The organism is Pseudomonas sp. FG98 (assembly GCF_057808595.1).
The window spans coordinates 1-16,614 of record NZ_JBMDIJ010000106.1 but is presented as its reverse complement, the minus strand read 5'-3'; the positions used below and the strand labels follow the sequence as shown (position 1 = coordinate 16,614).

General features: G+C 64.8%; 17 protein-coding genes and 2 riboswitches. Of the genes, 9 read left to right on the top strand and 8 right to left on the bottom strand.

The window, feature by feature from the left end:
* Positions 1-105: 105 nt before the first annotated feature.
* Complete coding sequence (locus tag ACODSK_RS29825) at positions 106-546, bottom strand: GNAT family N-acetyltransferase (RefSeq protein ID WP_489021338.1); 441 nt, start codon at positions 544-546, stop codon at positions 106-108.
* Between the two features lie 102 nt (positions 547-648).
* Here ACODSK_RS29825 and thpR point away from each other — a divergent pair, with 102 nt between their 5' ends.
* Together thpR and ACODSK_RS29815 are read left to right on the top strand one after the other, a co-directional pair.
* Positions 649-1,197 (top strand): RNA 2',3'-cyclic phosphodiesterase, encoded by a 549-nt coding sequence (gene thpR, locus ACODSK_RS29820; RefSeq protein WP_489021337.1) that lies wholly within the window; start codon positions 649-651, stop codon positions 1,195-1,197.
* Between the two features lie 65 nt (positions 1,198-1,262).
* The gene (locus tag ACODSK_RS29815; protein WP_489021335.1) at positions 1,263-2,294 is read left to right on the top strand and encodes a hypothetical protein; all 1,032 of its coding nucleotides are present in this window, start codon (positions 1,263-1,265) and stop codon (positions 2,292-2,294) included.
* A 199-nt stretch (positions 2,295-2,493) separates the two neighbouring features.
* On the opposite strand, the gene ACODSK_RS29810 is transcribed toward ACODSK_RS29815, so the two are convergent.
* Complete coding sequence (locus ACODSK_RS29810; protein ID WP_489021333.1) at positions 2,494-3,306, bottom strand: gamma-glutamyl-gamma-aminobutyrate hydrolase family protein; 813 nt, start codon at positions 3,304-3,306, stop codon at positions 2,494-2,496.
* A gap of 376 nt (positions 3,307-3,682) precedes the next feature.
* Between ACODSK_RS29810 and hpaR the strand changes: the two genes are divergently transcribed.
* Both hpaR and ACODSK_RS29800 read left to right on the top strand, forming a co-directional pair.
* Positions 3,683-4,105 carry a homoprotocatechuate degradation operon regulator HpaR gene (hpaR, locus tag ACODSK_RS29805; RefSeq protein ID WP_489021332.1) on the top strand — a complete coding sequence of 141 codons (423 nt, stop codon included), beginning with the start codon at positions 3,683-3,685 and terminating at the stop codon, positions 4,103-4,105.
* A gap of 177 nt (positions 4,106-4,282) precedes the next feature.
* Positions 4,283-4,579 carry a hypothetical protein gene (locus ACODSK_RS29800; RefSeq protein ID WP_489021331.1) on the top strand — a complete coding sequence of 99 codons (297 nt, stop codon included), beginning with the start codon at positions 4,283-4,285 and terminating at the stop codon, positions 4,577-4,579.
* 307 nt (positions 4,580-4,886) lie between these two features.
* Here ACODSK_RS29800 and ACODSK_RS29795 read toward each other — a convergent pair whose 3' ends face one another.
* From ACODSK_RS29795 to ACODSK_RS29775, 5 genes are all read right to left on the bottom strand, one after another.
* Positions 4,887-5,132, bottom strand: coding sequence for a DUF1272 domain-containing protein (locus ACODSK_RS29795; RefSeq protein WP_489021329.1), 246 nt, complete (start codon positions 5,130-5,132; stop codon positions 4,887-4,889).
* Between the two features lie 69 nt (positions 5,133-5,201).
* Positions 5,202-5,948, bottom strand: a complete 747-nt coding sequence (gene cobM, locus ACODSK_RS29790; protein ID WP_489021328.1) for a precorrin-4 C(11)-methyltransferase — start codon at positions 5,946-5,948, stop codon at positions 5,202-5,204.
* Positions 5,949-5,977: 29 nt separating this feature from the next.
* Complete coding sequence (locus ACODSK_RS29785; RefSeq protein WP_489021326.1) at positions 5,978-6,403, bottom strand: cobalamin biosynthesis protein; 426 nt, start codon at positions 6,401-6,403, stop codon at positions 5,978-5,980.
* Positions 6,403-7,101 carry a CbtA family protein gene (locus ACODSK_RS29780; protein ID WP_489021325.1) on the bottom strand — a complete coding sequence of 233 codons (699 nt, stop codon included), beginning with the start codon at positions 7,099-7,101 and terminating at the stop codon, positions 6,403-6,405. Before ACODSK_RS29780 ends, ACODSK_RS29785 begins: the two co-directional genes overlap by 1 nt.
* 11 nt (positions 7,102-7,112) lie before the next feature.
* Positions 7,113-7,301, bottom strand: a complete 189-nt coding sequence (locus tag ACODSK_RS29775; protein WP_489021323.1) for a CbtB domain-containing protein — start codon at positions 7,299-7,301, stop codon at positions 7,113-7,115.
* A 101-nt stretch (positions 7,302-7,402) separates the two neighbouring features.
* A riboswitch (cobalamin riboswitch) is annotated at positions 7,403-7,621 on the bottom strand.
* A 56-nt stretch (positions 7,622-7,677) separates the two neighbouring features.
* Positions 7,678-7,886: riboswitch (cobalamin riboswitch) on the top strand.
* 95 nt (positions 7,887-7,981) lie between these two features.
* Between ACODSK_RS29775 and cobW the strand changes: the two genes are divergently transcribed.
* Genes cobW through ACODSK_RS29755 form a run of 4 tightly spaced genes read left to right on the top strand, consistent with a single transcriptional unit; the run spans position 7,982 to position 14,485 of the window.
* A complete protein-coding gene (cobW, locus tag ACODSK_RS29770) occupies positions 7,982-9,052 on the top strand; it encodes a cobalamin biosynthesis protein CobW (RefSeq protein ID WP_489021321.1) in 1,071 nt (356 codons plus the stop codon).
* 3 nt (positions 9,053-9,055) lie between these two features.
* On the top strand, positions 9,056-12,817 hold the full coding sequence (cobN, locus tag ACODSK_RS29765; RefSeq protein ID WP_489021319.1) for a cobaltochelatase subunit CobN: 3,762 nt from the start codon (positions 9,056-9,058) through the stop codon (positions 12,815-12,817).
* A 1-nt stretch (position 12,818) separates the two neighbouring features.
* Complete coding sequence (locus ACODSK_RS29760) at positions 12,819-13,817, top strand: magnesium chelatase ATPase subunit I (protein ID WP_489021318.1); 999 nt, start codon at positions 12,819-12,821, stop codon at positions 13,815-13,817.
* Positions 13,814-14,485, top strand: a complete 672-nt coding sequence (locus ACODSK_RS29755; protein WP_489021339.1) for a vWA domain-containing protein — start codon at positions 13,814-13,816, stop codon at positions 14,483-14,485. The genes ACODSK_RS29760 and ACODSK_RS29755 overlap by 4 nt, the downstream gene beginning before the upstream one ends.
* Positions 14,486-14,564: 79 nt before the next feature.
* Here ACODSK_RS29755 and ACODSK_RS29750 read toward each other — a convergent pair whose 3' ends face one another.
* Positions 14,565-14,831 carry a hypothetical protein gene (locus tag ACODSK_RS29750; protein ID WP_489021316.1) on the bottom strand — a complete coding sequence of 89 codons (267 nt, stop codon included), beginning with the start codon at positions 14,829-14,831 and terminating at the stop codon, positions 14,565-14,567.
* A gap of 325 nt (positions 14,832-15,156) precedes the next feature.
* On the opposite strand from ACODSK_RS29750, the gene ACODSK_RS29745 reads away from it, so the two are divergent.
* Entirely contained in the window at positions 15,157-16,485 is a 1,329-nt protein-coding gene (locus ACODSK_RS29745; RefSeq protein ID WP_489021314.1) for a sigma-54 dependent transcriptional regulator, read from the top strand.
* Positions 16,486-16,614 lie beyond the last annotated feature (129 nt).

Below are 16,614 nucleotides of genomic sequence, written 5' to 3'. Positions count from 1 at the left end.
GCTGCGCGGTCCATCGCAGCTAAAGCAGCTCCTACCGGGACCGCGTCGGCCTTCGTTCGAGATGTGTAGATACCCATGCAGCGATGAACCAATCACCAGCGCGGGTCAGCGGCCTTTTTCATACCTGACATCCCGCTCATCCACCCGTCCGACCTGCTGCCAGCCCAGTCGCTGGTAAAAGCCATTGGCGCGAATCCCTGGGTCGCCATCGGTGACCAGCCAGATGCGCTGGTGCCGCTGGAACAGATAGTCTTCGGCCAGGGCCAGCAACGCCTGGCCAATCCCCCGACCTTCGTATCCCGGCCTGACGAACAGGGCAAAGACTTCCCCGGCCTCGCCATCGACCATGGCGAAGCCGGCGGCGTTGCCATCGCTGTGTGCGATCCAGGCGCAGGGTTCGGCTTGCAGGATCGATGTCAGTACCTCAGTAGTGATCCCCAGTTCAGCCATCTGCTCACGGGACAGGTGATTCTGGGTGACGCTGGTGCGGATCTCGAACAGGGTTTCGACGTCCTGTGGAGTGGCGATGCGCAGTTCCATGCTCATGCAGGCTTCCAGGTTGTTGGTTTTTCTGACGCAGTCGAGGATAGCCGGGCAGGGTGGTGGTGTCTTGAGTCATAGTGCCGCCATTCACCCAAGGAGCGTTTCGTGAACACCAAAGATCCCGCCCCGACTGAACCTTTCAAGCGCCTGTTCTTCGCCTTGCCCTGCGCGCCCGCCCAGGGCAAGGCGCTGTCGCGCTGGCGCGCCGACCTGCGCTTGCGCAGCGGCAAGCCGGTGCCGGCGGAGAATTTCCACCTGACCCTGATGTTTCTCGGCGCGGTGGGTGTCAGCCAGTTGCCGGCCATCCTTGAGGCAGCCGCACGGATAGCGCCGCTGGAGCGGCTGGAACCGTTGATCCTCGATCGCCTGGAGGTCTGGCGGCGCAGCCAGGCGCTGGTGCTTACCGCGGAGCAGCCACCCAAGGCTCTGCTGCGTTGGGTCTATCAGTTGCAGGAGGCGCTGTTGCCGCTGGGTTTCATGGTCGATCCGCGGGAGTTCCGCCCGCACCTGACCCTGATGCGTGATTTCCGCCAAGGCGTGCCGGAGGCGGCCGTCGCCCCGGAGTTTCGCTGGGATGCACGGGAGTTCGTGCTCTACGAGTCGTACAAGGGCCGCTACCACTCCCTCGCGCAATGGCCATTGCTGGCCAGGTGAATATCGCCACAAGTTAGATCGCCGCCGCCGTACCGTTCCTATACTCCAGGAAGCTCTGGCGATGGGTGACGACGGTGGATCGGCAGTCCCTGTGGTGCGTGTGGTGGGTGGCGCTGTTGCTGGTCCTGTCTGGCTGCGGCTCTCGCAATCGCGTGCCCGAGGTACCACCGGTGGTGCTTTCGCCAGCCGCCTGGCAGCAGGTGGACCGGGAGATCGTCATGGCCTCTCGGGGCGCCGCCGGTGCGGCCGGGGACTATGCGCGACGCTCGATGCGGGTGTGGCGCGAGCAGGTCCAGGCGCGTACCGAGGAGAGCTTCATCCCCTGGTTTACCGGCTATTGGACCCAGCAATGGCTGACCCTCAAGGTGGCCTGGTACAAGATGAGCCAGGACCGCGACCATCCGGACAACCGCCTGGCCCTGTACCTGCAGGAGGCCTACCGCGACAAGGTGCTGGAGCCGGTGGCCGAGCAGATCAACCCGGACCTGATTCGCGAGCGGGCGACCGAACTCTACGTTCAGTTGCTCGATCAGCAGGTCCAGGGTATCGGCCAGCGTTACCGTGCGGCGCCGGACCAGTTCTCCCTGCACCTCAACCGGATTCCGGCCATTGCCCTCGGGCCGCCCGCCGCGCGTGGCGCCAGCCTTTATCAACTGCTGGCGGCACGGCCGTTCGTGCAACTGCCGGCCTGGCTGGCCCTCGACGAGCAGATTCGCAAGGCAGCGGCAGCCAATGCGACGGCCTCGGACAACGGCCTGTCGTCGGTAGCGAGCAAGGCCAGTACCCGGCTGGAGGCCACCCTGGCACCCCGTGGCGCACTCAGTGCGGTGGCGGCGGCGGTGGGCAAGGCGGCCGGCATGGCGATTTCCGTGGCCTCGGCCGGGATCGGCGCGATGCTGCACGAGAGTGATCGGCCAGAGATGGTCGAGCAGCTGCGGGTGATCCTCAATGCGGCGTTGAATGAGGAATGGCAGAACCTGATGGAGAACCACGGCACCGGGGTAATGGCCGGAGTGTGGTCGCTGTCGGGGCAGATCGAGGGAAGCCTCGGAAGCGGTGTTGAAAAGGCGCCGGCAGTAGATGCCAATCCTTGGTGAAACAGTGGGTTGGGCGTGACAGTTAAAGTGAATTATTTTTTGTGAAAATCATTTAAAAACAGATGGTTACGGTGGTTTCTTCTAGTTGGTTATGGGTTTCCTTCGTCCAGAGCAAGCAAAAAGGCCATATCGATGTGCGATCGATATGGCCTTTTATGTTATTAAAAGTCTTTTAAATCAATGAGTTAAAAGATAAATCTCAAGCAATGCTTTGAGTCTTGTTTTGCTGCTTTTTGCCTGCCTGGATACGGCAAGCTTCGCCAAACGCCTCGAACATCCGGACCGAATCCGGGTTCTTCGCCGCTTGCCATTCCGGGTGCCATTGCACGGCGAACAGGAACGGCGACAGGCTCGGTGCGTGGATCGCTTCGACCAGGCCGTCCTCGGCATGGGCCAGCGCTTCGACGCCATCGCCCAGGGTTTTCAGGCCCTGGCCGTGCAGCGAGTTGACGCGGATCTCGTCGCTTTGCAGCAGCTCCTGCAGCCAGCTGCCTGGCTTCAGGCGCACGCTATGGGAGGCGGCGTACTGCACGTCCACCGGATCGTCCGGGTTTTCCCGGTGGTCGTTAAAGCCCGGTTCGGCGTAGACCTTCTGGTAGATGTCGCCACCCAGGGCCACGTTGATTTCCTGCATGCCGCGGCAGATGCCGAAGATCGGCAGGCCACGGGCGATCGCCAGTTGTACCAGCGGCAGGTCGAAGAGGTCGCGGTCGCGGTCCTGGGCCTTGCCCGGGGTCTGGTTTTCCTGGCCATAGAGGGCCGGGTCGATATTGCTCCCGGCGCCGGTCAGGTACACGCCGTCGGCCATGTCCAGATATTGTTCGAGGTCATCGACGCCGCAGCAGGTCGGCACCATGACCGGGACGCAGCCGGCATGCTCCACCAGCGGCACGATGTACTTGTGGGTCATCACCTGGTAGTCGTGACCCTTGCGCTCTTGAGTGCCCATGGTCATCAGGACCACGGGTTTGCGGGATTTCTGATTCTTATTGCCAATGTTGCTGTTGGGCATATGTCACCTTGGGACAGGCGCAGCCTGTCATTGTTGTGCAGGCGCGCCGGTCTCGACCTGGCGCTGCCTGGGGTTTCGAGCACTGCCGGGATGCACGCGAAGGTCTGGTCCCGGTCGAAACCTGCCGCATAGCTTGCCAGAGCCGTTAAATATATCAAGCGGATTCATTCGTTCGTGTGCGTATTTTTTGACGTGAAACCTGCGATTTATCGTTTAACTGCCTGAAATGGTGGGCGTAAATGTGACGTATAACGGACGTGCTAGTTCATTATATTTAACGAATCTGGCGACACCTGGAGCGGCGTCCTACAGTGACCCTTGCGGCCCGAAAGCCCGGCTCTTAAGCTGCGCAATCACCGTTGATATCAGTCTGACCATGCCGAAACCAAGACCCTCCCTGACCCTCACCCTGTTGCAAGCCCGGGAAGCCGCCATGGCCTTCTTCCGGCCCTCCCTCAACGAACATGGCCTGACCGAACAGCAATGGCGGGTGATCCGCATCCTGCGCCAGCAGGGCGAGCTGGAAAGCCATCAACTGGCGGAGCTGGCGTGCATCCTCAAGCCCAGCATGACCGGAGTGCTCAGCCGCCTGGAGCGTGATGGCCTGGTACGACGCAAGAAATCCAGCAGCGACCAGCGCCGGGTCTTCGTCGGCCTGACCGAGCAGGGCCAGCAGTGCTTCATCGCCATGAGCGAGGACATGGAGCGCAACTACCAGCGCATCCTCGAGCAGTTCGGCGATGACAAACTCCAGGCATTGCTGGGGTTGCTCAACGAGTTGAAGAACGTCAAGCCCTGAGCCGGGCTGTGGCACGTTATTCGCGCAAGTAAAAAGTCCTACATATACTGTCGGATATCCGCCACAGCTTGTCGTCGTCGGTCGGACCTCGACGCCTCAATGCCCGTTGGTAGTGCCGTATCCGCAGTAGCCCGCACCCGAGGCGTTCTTGCCAGACGCTAAAGAGAGGCTATTGCGATGGATATTGTCAGTCTGATCGTGCAGATCGTCAGTGGTGTGGTAGGCGGCAACGCGGCGGGGTTGAGCAAGGAGGGCATGGGGCCGCTGCTCAATTCCATTCTCGGCGGGGTGGGTGGCGTGGTGGTTGGGCAGATCCTGGCCCATCTCACTGGCGATCAGTCACTGGCCGAAGCGGGGGCGGCGGGTTCCCTCGATATCCCGGCGATTATCAGCAGCGTGATCGGCGGTGGTGCCGGTGGTGCGGTGCTGACCTGGGTGGTGGGCTTCATCAAGAGCAAGATGCAGACCCATTGATGTGAGCGCTATCGCCGGCAAGCCGGCTCCCACAGTGATCTTGCCGGGCACAAGGCCCATGGTTGGCACATAACCCTGTGGGAGCCGGCCCAGCCTTTCAGGCTGCGCTGTCGCGCAGAGAACAGGTCTAAAAGCGACGCGGTCCCTGTGGGAGCGGGTTTACCCGCGATTACGATGGCGTCGGTGATGCCACCATCGTAATCGCGGGTAAACCCGCCCCCATAAATACCTGCAAAATCAATAAGTTATGTGTTGTTCTATGAGAGCCGGCTTGCCGGCGATAGGGCCATCCGTTGCAACACAGATTTCAGTGCGTCACACACCCCTCGACCTTCACCGTACGCTGTGTGGTCGCCGGGTTCTTCGCCAGCTTCTCGCCCACTCGCGCCGGCCGCGGTTGCAGTTCGCCGCCGCAGTTCGGGCATTTGCCCTTGAGCGTGTCCTGCGCGCAGTCGCGGCAATAGGTGCATTCGAACGAACAGATCATCGCGTCACGGCTGTCGCCCGGCAGTGGTGTGGCACAGCATTCGCAGCAAGGACGAAGTTCCAGCATCGGGGGAAATCCTTTCTTGGGTGGTGGTTGCGCTACTGTGCAGGCGCAGTGATGGCAATGCAATACGCCTCAGGGCCGGTACAGGTGGGCATGTCCGGCGCGGTACAGCGCTGACTCGCTGAAGCTGTCGGCGGCCAGCACCCGGCCAACAAGAATCAGTGCGGTGCGCCGGAATCCCTTGGCAGCACTCAGCTCGACGATATCGTCCAGCGTTCCCAGCACCCAGTCCTGATCCGGCCAGGTCGCACGATGGACCACGGCGATCGGGCAGTCGCCGCCGTAGTGCGGGCGCAACTCCTCGACGATCCGTGGCAGATGACGCACCCCCAGGTGGATTGCCATGGTGGTCTGGTGGCTGGCCAGGCTGGCCAGGGCTTCGCCTTGCGGCATGGGTGACGAATCGGCGAAGCGGGTGAGGATCACGCTCTGGGCGATATCCGGCAGGGTCAGTTCGCAGCCGAGCAGGGCGGCGCTGGCAGCAGTGGCGGTGACGCCGGGGATGATCTGGTAGGGAATGCCCAATGCGCGCAGGTGGCGGATCTGCTCGCCGATGGCGCCGTACAGGCTGGGGTCGCCGCTGTGCACACGGGCCACGTCCTGGCCTTTGTCGTGCGCCTCGCGGATGGCCTTGATGATCTGCTCCAGGTGCAGTTCGGCACTGTTGATCAGGGTCTCGGCGTTGTGGCCTTCGAGCACCGCAGTGGGCACCAGGGAGCCGGCATAGATGATCACCGGGCACTGGCGGATCAGGCGCTGGCCCTTGACGGTGATCAGCTCCGGATCGCCGGGGCCGGCACCGATGAAATAAACGGTCATGAGAGGTCTCGCGAAGGCAGGGTGGCGAATTATCCGCCAGAAGCAGGGATCCAGGCCAATGCCAGGGTCATCTCGTCGCGCACGATGCGTTCGACCCGCAGTTGCGCCGTACCACCGCCCAGTCGCTCGGCCAGGGCCAGGGCACTGCTTTCCGCCACGCCATAACACCCGCTATGGCGGAAGGTGATCGCGGAACGATGGCTAAGACGCGGGGCGAACGAGGCCAGTTCGATGGCGCTGAAGAAGTGCAGGGGCAGGGCGAGGTCGCTGGCCAGTTGCAGCAGCCCGCTTTCACCGCGCTTGAGGTCGATGCTGGCCAGGCCGACCAGGGCACTGAAGGGCATGTTGCGCGACTGCATCACATCCCGCAGCAGCCCGGCCAGTTCACTGGCCGGGACGCCTCGACGGCAGCCCAGCCCGGCGTACAGCGGTGCCACGCCGGGCGGGACGGCCATCAGGCAGCTTGGCGCCGGTACAGCCAGGCGCTGATCAGGCCCAGGGCCAGCCAGAAGCCGGCATTGGTCAGCAGCGAAGCAACGATGAACTGCGATTCCAGGGCTTCCGGGGCCAGGCTTTCATGGACCTCCGGTTGCGGCGCGCCGATCACGTGGGGGATCACCAGCAGGGCCAGTCCGGCAGCCTTGAGCACCCAGTTGCCGGCGAACACCATCAGCGCCAGGCCGACGGCGGTGGCGGCAGCGGTACCTACCCACCAGAACTGGCGCTGGGCCAGATCGGCGGCAGCGGTGCCCGGCAACTCCGGTGGCAGGCCGAGGTTCGGCGCCAGGCAGAACACGGCGAAACCGCCCAGTCCCCAGAGCGCGCCGACGCCGACGCTGCCAGGGTTGCGCAGGGTGTACATGGCTGCCAGCAGCAGGGCGAAGCCCACCGCGACGACCAGGTTGCCGCCGGTGGTGGACAGCACGCGCTGCCAGCCATCTTCCGGCGACCAGGCTTCTGCGTCGTGGTGATGACCTTCGCCGGCCGCAGCGGCATCGGCGTGTTCGTGCTCATGAGCGGCGGCCGGGGCCGAGTTTTCGTAGGTTTCCGCCTTGAGGATCAGCGGCGCGACCCAGAAACTCTGCAGCAGGGTCAGCAACAGCGCGGCCAGCAGACCGGTAAAGCCCGCAGTGCGAGCGATGCGAGTGAACATGCGGTCAGGCCTCAGTGGCAGGGGAAGGCGGCGCTGTGGCGGGTGTCGTGGGCGGCGTTGTGCACCGCTTCGATATGCGAGAAGCCGGCGAAGTAGACCAGGCACAGGCCCAGGACCGAGGCGCTGACGGCAGCGACGATGCGCTGGCTGAGGGTCGTGGAGGTGCTGCTGGCGTGGCTGGCGGTGCTGGTGATGGGCATGGCGCTTTCCTCTGGGGGTGTTGTCCTGGCAACGGGCAAGCGCGAAGAACTCCCGGGCGCAAGGCGCCGAGGAGTTGCAACATCGCCCGCCCACCGCGGGTTTGGTCAAATCGGTCTTGGGCCGGTCTCCGGGCTTGCAAGGGGTTGATTACCACGGCGTCTCCTTCCCATGCCGGACTGCTGGCACAGTGGATCAGACGCTTTCCTTGCCTACCGTTGCGGGGGCAGCACCGGATTTGTCAGACCTGCAAGGTCGCGACGTACCGGTTTCCCGTTTCACCTTTTGTAATAAAAAAGGCACCCAAACGAATCGCGCTAGGAAATCACGCGCGTTGACATCCGTCAATACAGCGGTTGACCGCCCTTCGGGCACTGCGTAGCCTTGCCGCTTCGAGGTTCTCCGGCCCTGCAAGACGAGTGTCGGAGCTAAGACGGGAACGCGGTACCAAGCCGCGGCTGCCCCCGCAACTGTAAGCGCTGAGCCCATCGACCATTGCCACTGCCGATATATAAGGCGGGAAGGCGTCGATGGCGTCCCCGGGACACCGCGCGAGCCAGGAGACCTGCCTCGAACAGATTGCACATTAACCGGGCGGGGTGATCCGGTGGCGAACGCGTCCAGACCGCAAGGTCCGTGGCAGCCGTCCCCCATGCCCGCCATCCTGCCAAGGGCATCCGACATGAAAACACTGGCCAAACTCCCCGTTACCATCGTTACCGGCTTCCTCGGCTCGGGTAAGACCACCCTGCTGCGGCACATGCTGGACAACGCCAATGGCCGCCGTATCGCGGTGATCGTCAACGAATTCGGCGAACTGGGCATCGACGGTGAAATCCTCAAGCAATGCAGCATCGGCTGCACCGAGGAAGAGGCCAACGGCCGTGTCTACGAACTGGCCAACGGCTGCCTGTGCTGCACCGTCCAGGAAGAGTTCTTCCCGGTGATGCGCGAGCTGGTGGCGCGCCGTGGCGACCTTGACCAGATCCTGATCGAAACCAGCGGCCTGGCCCTGCCCAAACCCCTGGTCCAGGCCTTCCAATGGCCGGAAATCCGCAACGCCTGCACCGTCGACGCAGTGATCACCGTGGTCGACAGCCCGGCCGTGGCTGCCGGCACCTTCGCCGCCTTCCCGGAGCAGGTCGATGCCCAGCGCAAACTGGACCCGAACCTCGACCACGAGTCGCCGCTGCATGAACTGTTCGCTGACCAACTGGCCAGCGCCGACCTGGTGATCCTCAACAAGGCCGACCTGATCGCCCCCGAGGCCCTGGCCGCAGTGCGCGCCGAAGTGCAGGAAGAACTGCCGCCGGCAGTGAAGGTGATCGAAGCCAGCAAGGGCGTGCTGCCCTTGGAAGTGCTGCTGGGCCTCGGTGCCGAGTCGGAAGCCCACATCGATGGCCGCCGCACCCACCATGATTCCCACCATGACGGCGATGATGACCACGACGATCACGATCACGACGCCTTCGACTCCATCTCCCTCGACCTGCCCGAGGCCGACGAAGCCCTGCTGCTGGACGCCCTGACCCAGCTGGTGGTGGACACCGGCATCCTGCGGGTCAAGGGCTTCGCGGCGATCCCCGGCAAGCCGATGCGCCTGCTGATCCAGGGCGTGGGCACGCGCTTCGACAAGCACTTCGACCGCGCCTGGCGCAGTGATGAGGCACGCATTACCCGCCTGGTGCTGATCGGCCAGGACCTCGATGCCGTGGCCCTGGAAGCCCGCCTGCGCGCTGCCTTGGGCGCCTGATCCATGCACCTGCTGCGGACCCAGCCCGGCGGCTTCGTGCCGGACGACAGCATTGCCGATCTCGGCCAGACCCCGGCCGAGCTGGTGATTCTCTGCAGCGGTGACTCGCACCTGGCGCTGCTCGCGGAAACCGCCCGCGAGCTGCCGGAGGATTACCCCAGCCTGCGTCTGGCCAACCCCATGCAGGTGCAGAACCACGCCTCGGTCGATTTGTACATCGACGAGGTGCTGCGTCATGCCAAGGTGATCCTGGTGTCGCTGCATGGCGGTATCGGTTACTGGCGCTACGGTGTCGAGCAACTGGTCGAGCTGGCCGCCCGTGGCGTGCAACTGATCCTGGTCCCGGGCGACGACCGCCCGGACCCGGAGCTGAGCAGCCTGGGCAGTGTGACCGGCGAGCAGGCCGAGCGCCTCTGGCACTTCCTGCGTCAGGGCGGCAAGGCCAATGCCCTGAATCTGTTCAACTGCCTCGCCAGTCTCTGGCTGGGGCGCGATTACCCCTGGGACGAGCCCCGGCAACTGCCGCGTACCAGCCTGTATCACCCGCGTCATGCCGAGGCCGGACTGGCCGAGTGGCGTGGCGACTGGCAGCCCGGCCGGCCGGTGGTGCCGATCCTGTTCTACCGCTCCCATCTGCAGGCGGCCAACACCGGCTTTATCGATGTGTTCTGCCAGCGTCTTGACGGCGCCGGGCTCAATCCGCTGCCGATCGCCGTGGCCAGCCTCAAGGAAGCTGGTTGTCTGGCCCAGGTCGAGGCGTGGCTGGATGAAACCGCCGCCGCGCTGATCATCAACACCACCGGCTTCGCCCAGTCCAGCCCGGAACAGCCCCATCTGCGTCCGTTCCGCCGCGATATCCCGGTGTTGCAGGCTATCTGCGCCCAGGACAACGAACCCGGCTGGCAGGCCAGCGAGCAGGGCCTCGGCGCTCGCGACCTGGCCATGCATATCGCCTTGCCGGAGCTGGACGGGCGCATCATCACCCGGCCGATCAGCTTCAAGGACCTGGCCTGGCGCAGCGAGCGCAGCCAGTCCGACGTGGTTTGCTACCGGCCGCAGCCGGAGCGCATGGACTTCGTCGCCGAACTGGCGCGGCGCTGGTGCGAACTGGCGCGCCTGCCGAATTCGCAGAAGCGCGTGGCCCTGGTGCTGGCCAACTATCCGACCCGCGACGGGCGTATCGGCAATGGCGTCGGCCTGGATACCCCGGCGGCGGCGCTGAATATCCTCCGTGCGTTAAAGGCGCAGGATTATCCGGTCGGTGATCTGCCGGACAGCGGTACGCAACTGATCCATGACCTGCTCGGCGGTGTCAGCAACGACCTCGACAGCCTCGACCAGCGCCCGTGCATGCAAAGCATGGCGCTGGACGATTACCTGGCGGCCTTCGCCCAATTGCCCGAAACCAACCAGCGGGCGGTGCGCGAGCGCTGGGGCGAGCCGCAGCAGGACCCGATGTTCCGTGGCGGGCGGATGATGGTGGCCGGCCTGCGCCTGGGCCTGACCTTCGTCGGCATCCAGCCGGCGCGGGGTTATCAGCTCGACCAGAGCGCGGTCTACCACGACCCCGACCTGGTGCCGCCCCATGGCTACCTGGCCTTCTATTTCTGGCTGCGTCATGGCTTTGCCGCCGATGCGCAGATCCATGTCGGCAAGCACGGCAACCTGGAGTGGCTGCCGGGCAAGGGCGTCGGCCTGTCGGCGCAGTGCTGGCCGGACGCCTTGATCGGGCCCTTGCCGAATATCTATCCGTTCATCGTCAATGACCCGGGCGAGGGCGCCCAGGCCAAACGGCGCACCCAGGCGGTGATCATCGATCACCTGATGCCACCGCTGACCCGCGCCGAAACCTATGGCCCGCTGCGCAACCTGGAGCGCCTGGCCGACGAATACTACGAAGCGCAACTGCTCGATCCGCGGCGCGCCGTGGAATTGCAGAAAGAGATCCTGCAACTGGTGCGCGACAACCATATCGACCGCGAATTGCAACTCGACGGCGCGCTGGACGATGCGGCGGTGTGGCTGCCGCGGCTGGACACCTACCTCTGCGACCTCAAGGAGTCGCAGATCCGCGATGGCCTGCATGTGTTCGGCGAATCGCCGGTCGGCCGGCTGCGGATCGATACCCTGGCAGCGTTGCTGCGGGTCGCCCGTGGCGATGGCCGTGGCGCCAATGCCAGCCTGCCACGGGCGCTGGCGCGGGCCATGGGCCTGGGCTTCGATCCGCTGGACTGTGATCTGGGCGAGGCCTGGCAGGGATTGCGTCCTGCGTCGCTGGCGGACCTGGACTGCGGTCCGTGGCGTACCGCCGGGGATACCCGCGAGCGCCTGGAAATCTTCGCGACGCAACTGATCGAACGGACCCTGGCTGGCGAGCCGGCAGTGCCGAGCGAGCCGGCCTGGGACGAGGTCCTCGCCGTGCTCGACGCTCTACGCGAGCGGGTTGCACCGCAACTGGACGGTTGCGGCGCTGCAGAAATGCACGGCGTGCTGTCCGCCCTGGACGGCCGTTTCGTCCCTGCCGGGCCCAGCGGGGCGCCGAGTCGCGGGCGTCTCGATGTGCTGCCCACCGGGCGCAACTTCTATACCGTCGATGTGCGCAATCTGCCCACGGCTACGGCCTGGCGCCTGGGCTTCACCTCGGCCAGCCTGATTCTCGAACGCCATTTGCAGGATCACGGCGACCACCTGCGCCAGCTCGGCCTGTCGGTCTGGGGCACGGCGACCATGCGCACCGGCGGCGACGATATCGCCCAGGCCATGGCCCTGATGGGCGTGCGCCCGGTGTGGGCGGCGGGCAGTCATCGGGTCGACGACTTCGAGATCCTGCCCCTGAGCCTGCTCGATCGACCGCGGGTCGACGTGACCCTGCGGGTGTCCGGCTTCTTCCGCGATGCCTTCGGCAACCTGATCAAGCTGTTCGATGCCGCCGTGCATGCGGTGGCGGCGCTGGATGAGCCGGAAGACATGAATCCCCTGGCGGCGCGGGTGCGCAGCGAGCGTGCCGAGCTGCTGGCCAGCGGCCTGGATGAAGAGCAGGCGCGGCGCCAGGCTGGTTGGCGGGTGTTCGGCTCCAAGCCCGGGGCCTACGGCGCCGGGGTGCAGAACGCCATCGACGGCCGCCTGTGGCACAGCCGCGAGGACCTGGCCGAGGTCTACCTCAACCACGGCGGCTATGCCTATGGCGGTGCCGACGAGGGCACCGAGGCCCGTGGTCATTTCGCCCGGCGCCTGGGCCAGGTCCAGGCCGTGCTGCAAAACCAGGACAACCATGAGCACGACCTGCTCGATTCCAACGACTACTACCAGTTCCAGGGCGGCATGCTCGCGGCGGTGGAAAGCCTTGGCGGCAGTAGCGTCGCCAGCTATCACGGCGACCATAGCCAGCCGGAGCGTCCGCGCATCCGCACCCTGAAGGAAGAGCTGAACCGGGTGATCCGTGCCCGGGCGCTGAACCCGAAGTGGATCGACGGGGTCAAGCGCCACGGCTACAAGGGCGCCTTCGAGCTGGCGGCGACGGTAGACAACCTGTTCGCCTTCGACGCCACCACCCATCTGATCGATGACCACCATTACCAGGCGCTGGCCGATGCCTACGTGCTCGATGCCGCGACCCGCGACTTTATCCGCCAGCACAACCCCGAGGCCCTGCGCGACATCACCGAGCGCCTGATCGAGGCCCAGCAGCGCGGCCTCTGGCAGGCGCCGGGAGACTACCGCGAGGCCCTGGAAGAACAGCTGCTGGACGGCGAGGAAGACCGTTGAAATGACTGAACCCGTGCATTTCCCCCTGGCCGCCGTGGTCGGCGCCGAGGAATTGAAGCTGGCTCTGTGCCTGACCGCCATCGACCCGAAGATCGGCGGCGTGCTGATCGAAGGGCCGCGGGGCATGGCCAAGAGCACCCTGGCCCGGGGCTTGGCCGACCTGCTCGGCGAAGGGCCGTTCGTAACCTTGCCGCTGGGCGCCACCGAGGAGCGTCTGGTCGGCACCCTCGACCTGGATGCCGCCCTAGGCCAGGGCCGCGTGCAGTTCTCCCCGGGCGTGCTGGCCAGGGCCGATGGCGGCGTGCTGTATGTCGACGAGGTCAACCTGCTGGCCGACCACCTGGTGGACCTGCTGCTGGACGTCGCTGCCAGCGGCACCAACCGGATCGAGCGTGACGGCCTGTCCCACCGGCACAGTGCGCGCTTTGTGCTGATCGGTACGATGAATCCGGAGGAAGGCGAGTTGCGCCCGCAACTGCTGGACCGTTTCGGGCTCAATGTCGCCCTGACGGGGCAGCCGCTACCCGAGGCACGGGGGCAGATTTTGCGTCGACGCCTGGCTTTCGACAGCGACCCGGAAGGCTTCGTCGCGCAGTGGGCGACGGTGCAGGCGCAATTGCGTGAACGTTGCCAGGCGGCGCGGCAGCAGTTGTCGTCGATCGAGCTGGACGATCGCTCCCTCGCCGTGATCACCGCACGCTGCTTCGAGGCCGGCGTGGATGGCCTGCGTGCCGATCTGGTCTGGTGGCGTGCGGCTCGGGCCCATGCTGCCTGGCGCGGTGGCGAGCGGATCGAGGATGAGGATATCGAGGCGGTGGCCGAGTTCGCCTTGCGTCATCGCCGCCAGACGCCGCCGGCCGGAAGTCAGCCACCGGCACCGCCCGCAGGCCAGCAGGCGCAAACGGACTCTGCAGCGAGCGGGCAGTGGGGTGAGATGCCGGCGCAGCCGGTGGCCACCGGGGCCCGACGCGAGGTGCCGAGCTGGCCAAAAAAGCCCTGAGCATCCGTGCCCGCGCCAGCGCGGATGCCAGGCCCAAGGCCGGCAGGCTCGACCAGGGCCCGCGCGGCCGCGGGCGCAGTGCGGGGCAGGGCAAGGTGGACTGGCCGGGCACCCTGCTCAACGGACGGCCACGACAGCGCAGCGATCTGCGCTGGATCCAGCGTAATGCCAGCCATCCGCAGCTCTGGCTGGTGATCGTCGACGCCTCGGCCTCGACCCGGCGTCATCAGGCCTTGAGCCGGGCCAAGGGCGTGCTGGCGGGGCTTTTCGACCAGGCCTATCGCACCCGCGCGCGGCTGGCCTTGCTGACGGCCAGCGGCAGTAGCCCGCGCTGGCAGCGCCACGGCCTGAAAGCCTCGGCGGCCTTGCAGCCATGGCTGGCGGCGCTCGGGGCAGGGGGCGGCACGCCGTTGCTGGCGGCGCTGGAAGAGGCGAGGCAGTGGCTGTTGCGTCGACAGAAGCAATTTCCCGGTGAGGTGCAGCGCTGCCTGCTGCTGACCGACGGACGGTTGACGATCAAGGAGCAACTTCAGGCGCTGCCGTGCAGCACTTTATTGCTCGATATGGAAAGGGCGCCGATTCGTCTGGGACGGGCGCGGCAGCTTGCGGAAAGTTTGCAGGCGGATTACCGGCATATCGACGAGTTGCCACTTGATGAACTGCGGTGAAGTGTCGCAGCGACAATAAGGTACAACTTGGCGACATGAAAAAAGTGCACCCCGAGGTGCACTTTTTCGAATGGGGAAGTTACTTCGGCATGGTCCAGGGTTGCAGGTCGTAACCCTTGTCGCGCAGTTCGGCGCGGACTTCCTCGATCAGGTGCGCCCACTGTGCCGGGTCGGAGTAGGTGCTGCTCGGTACCTGCTTGCTGCCAATCCGGGTGCTGGTCCGGTCAATCACTGCAAGGCTCAGCTCGCCAGTACCGTTTGGCGCATCCCAGGCAACGCACTGGAAGGGTTCGAAGGCGTGGTCGGCAATCAGCAGTGCTTCGTTGACACGCAGCGGAGCGTTCATGGGTTCGGTCTCTCTATGGTCCCAAACATCGATAAGAAAGTTGCCGGAGCGTGATTCGCCGCGGCAGGTTACTTGTACTGATGTCCGCAGTAACAGGGTAAGTCACACGCTGGCGAAAAATTTTTTAATCAGTCTTCGGACATTGTTTATTTCCCGGCGCTTGTGACGTTGAATTCCGAGGAATGTTCCATGAAGGAAATGTAATTGGATTTTTCAACGGACAGACGGTAGTGGGGCTTCCGGCGTTCGTTGCTACTGTTACAAACGGGTCTGCCAAGATGCTGTTTCTATTCGATTTTCTAAAAATTGACGTCAAGGAAAGATCATGCTCGAGCCTGCCCCGCACCGTCGTTTGCTGGTGGTCGATCCCTGTGATGATTGCCATCGCCTGTTGCCCGGTTTACGCAGCATCGGCTGGGACGTGCATAGCTGTACCCTGGCCACGGCGCTCGAGCATCCCTGCGATGTCGGCCTGTTGCGCTTGCAGGGCACGCACCTGCAACGTCCCGAGGCGGTCAAGGACCTGATCAGTCGCAGCGGCGCCGAATGGATCGCGGTTCTCAGCCCCCAGGAGCTGCGGGCGCAGAAGGTCGGCGATTTTGTCTGCGAATGGTTTTTCGACTTCCACACCCTGCCGTTCGATGTGTCGCGGGTCCAGGTGACCCTCGGTCGTGCCTTCGGCATGGGACGCCTGCGCGGCAAGGGCGCGGCCCGGGTCGAGGAGCCGGAGCATGAACTGCTCGGTGACAGCCGGCCGATCCGCGACCTGCGCAAGTTGCTGAGCAAGCTGGCACCGACCGAGTCGCCGGTGTTGATCCGCGGCGAGAGCGGCACCGGCAAGGAACTGGTGGCGCGGACCCTGCACCGCGAGTCGTTGCGCCATGACAAACCCTTCGTGGCGATCAATTGCGGAGCGATTCCCGAACACCTGATCCAGTCCGAGCTGTTCGGTCATGAGAAGGGCGCCTTTACCGGTGCCCATCAACGCAAGGTCGGACGCATCGAGGCGGCCCACGGCGGCACCCTGTTCCTCGACGAGATCGGTGACTTGCCCCTGGAATTGCAGGCCAACCTGCTGCGCTTTCTCCAGGAAAAGCATATCGAGCGGGTTGGTGGCAGTCAGCCGATCGCGGTGGATGTGCGGGTGCTGGCGGCGACCCACGTGGACCTGGAAAGCGCCATCGTCAGCGGGCGTTTTCGCGAAGACCTGTATTACCGCCTGAATGTCCTGCAGGTGGTCACCGCGCCGTTGCGCGACCGGCATGGCGACCTGTCGATGCTCGCCAGCCATTTTTCCCGCTTCTACAGCCAGGAAACCGGTCGCCGCCCGCGTACCTTCAGCGAGGATGCCCTCAGCGCCATGGGCAAGCACGACTGGCCGGGCAATGTCCGCGAGCTGGCCAACCGCGTACGGCGCGGCCTGGTGCTGGCGGAAGGGCGACAGATCGAACCGCGCGACCTGGGGTTGATCGAGCAGCAGCACAACGTGGTGGCGCCCATGGGGACGCTGGAGGACTACAAGCACCAGGCGGAGCGCCAGGCACTGTGTGACGTGCTGGACAGGCACAGTGACAACCTGAGTGTCGCGGCCAAGGTGCTGGGGGTTTCGCGGCCGACCTTCTACCGCTTGCTGCACAAGCATCAGATTCGCTGAGGGTTCTCAGCTGTCTTCAAAGGTCCCTCATGGAACAAGCTGAAATCTCCTGATTGAGCGCTATTTGTAGGAGCGAGGCTTGCCCGCGAAAGGACCGCGCAGCGGTCCCAAATTTGTGTGGTTGCCGCA

What these genes read in the sequence shown, in the direction of transcription:
- ACODSK_RS29825 (WP_489021338.1), bottom strand. Translation starts at nt 546, where the DNA reads ATGAGCATGGAACTGCGCATCGCCACTCCACAGGACGTCGAAACCCTG.
- ACODSK_RS29810 (WP_489021333.1), bottom strand. Translation starts at nt 3,306, where the DNA reads ATGCCCAACAGCAACATTGGCAATAAGAATCAGAAATCCCGCAAACCC.
- hpaR (WP_489021332.1), top strand. Translation starts at nt 3,683, where the DNA reads ATGCCGAAACCAAGACCCTCCCTGACCCTCACCCTGTTGCAAGCCCGG.
- ACODSK_RS29800 (WP_489021331.1), top strand. Translation starts at nt 4,283, where the DNA reads ATGGATATTGTCAGTCTGATCGTGCAGATCGTCAGTGGTGTGGTAGGC.
- ACODSK_RS29795 (WP_489021329.1), bottom strand. Translation starts at nt 5,132, where the DNA reads ATGCTGGAACTTCGTCCTTGCTGCGAATGCTGTGCCACACCACTGCCG.
- cobM (WP_489021328.1), bottom strand. Translation starts at nt 5,948, where the DNA reads ATGACCGTTTATTTCATCGGTGCCGGCCCCGGCGATCCGGAGCTGATC.
- ACODSK_RS29785 (WP_489021326.1), bottom strand. Translation starts at nt 6,403, where the DNA reads ATGGCCGTCCCGCCCGGCGTGGCACCGCTGTACGCCGGGCTGGGCTGC.
- ACODSK_RS29780 (WP_489021325.1), bottom strand. Translation starts at nt 7,101, where the DNA reads ATGTTCACTCGCATCGCTCGCACTGCGGGCTTTACCGGTCTGCTGGCC.
- ACODSK_RS29775 (WP_489021323.1), bottom strand. Translation starts at nt 7,301, where the DNA reads ATGCCCATCACCAGCACCGCCAGCCACGCCAGCAGCACCTCCACGACC.
- cobW (WP_489021321.1), top strand. Translation starts at nt 7,982, where the DNA reads ATGAAAACACTGGCCAAACTCCCCGTTACCATCGTTACCGGCTTCCTC.
- cobN (WP_489021319.1), top strand. Translation starts at nt 9,056, where the DNA reads ATGCACCTGCTGCGGACCCAGCCCGGCGGCTTCGTGCCGGACGACAGC.
- ACODSK_RS29760 (WP_489021318.1), top strand. Translation starts at nt 12,819, where the DNA reads ATGACTGAACCCGTGCATTTCCCCCTGGCCGCCGTGGTCGGCGCCGAG.
- ACODSK_RS29750 (WP_489021316.1), bottom strand. Translation starts at nt 14,831, where the DNA reads ATGAACGCTCCGCTGCGTGTCAACGAAGCACTGCTGATTGCCGACCAC.
- ACODSK_RS29745 (WP_489021314.1), top strand. Translation starts at nt 15,157, where the DNA reads ATGCTCGAGCCTGCCCCGCACCGTCGTTTGCTGGTGGTCGATCCCTGT.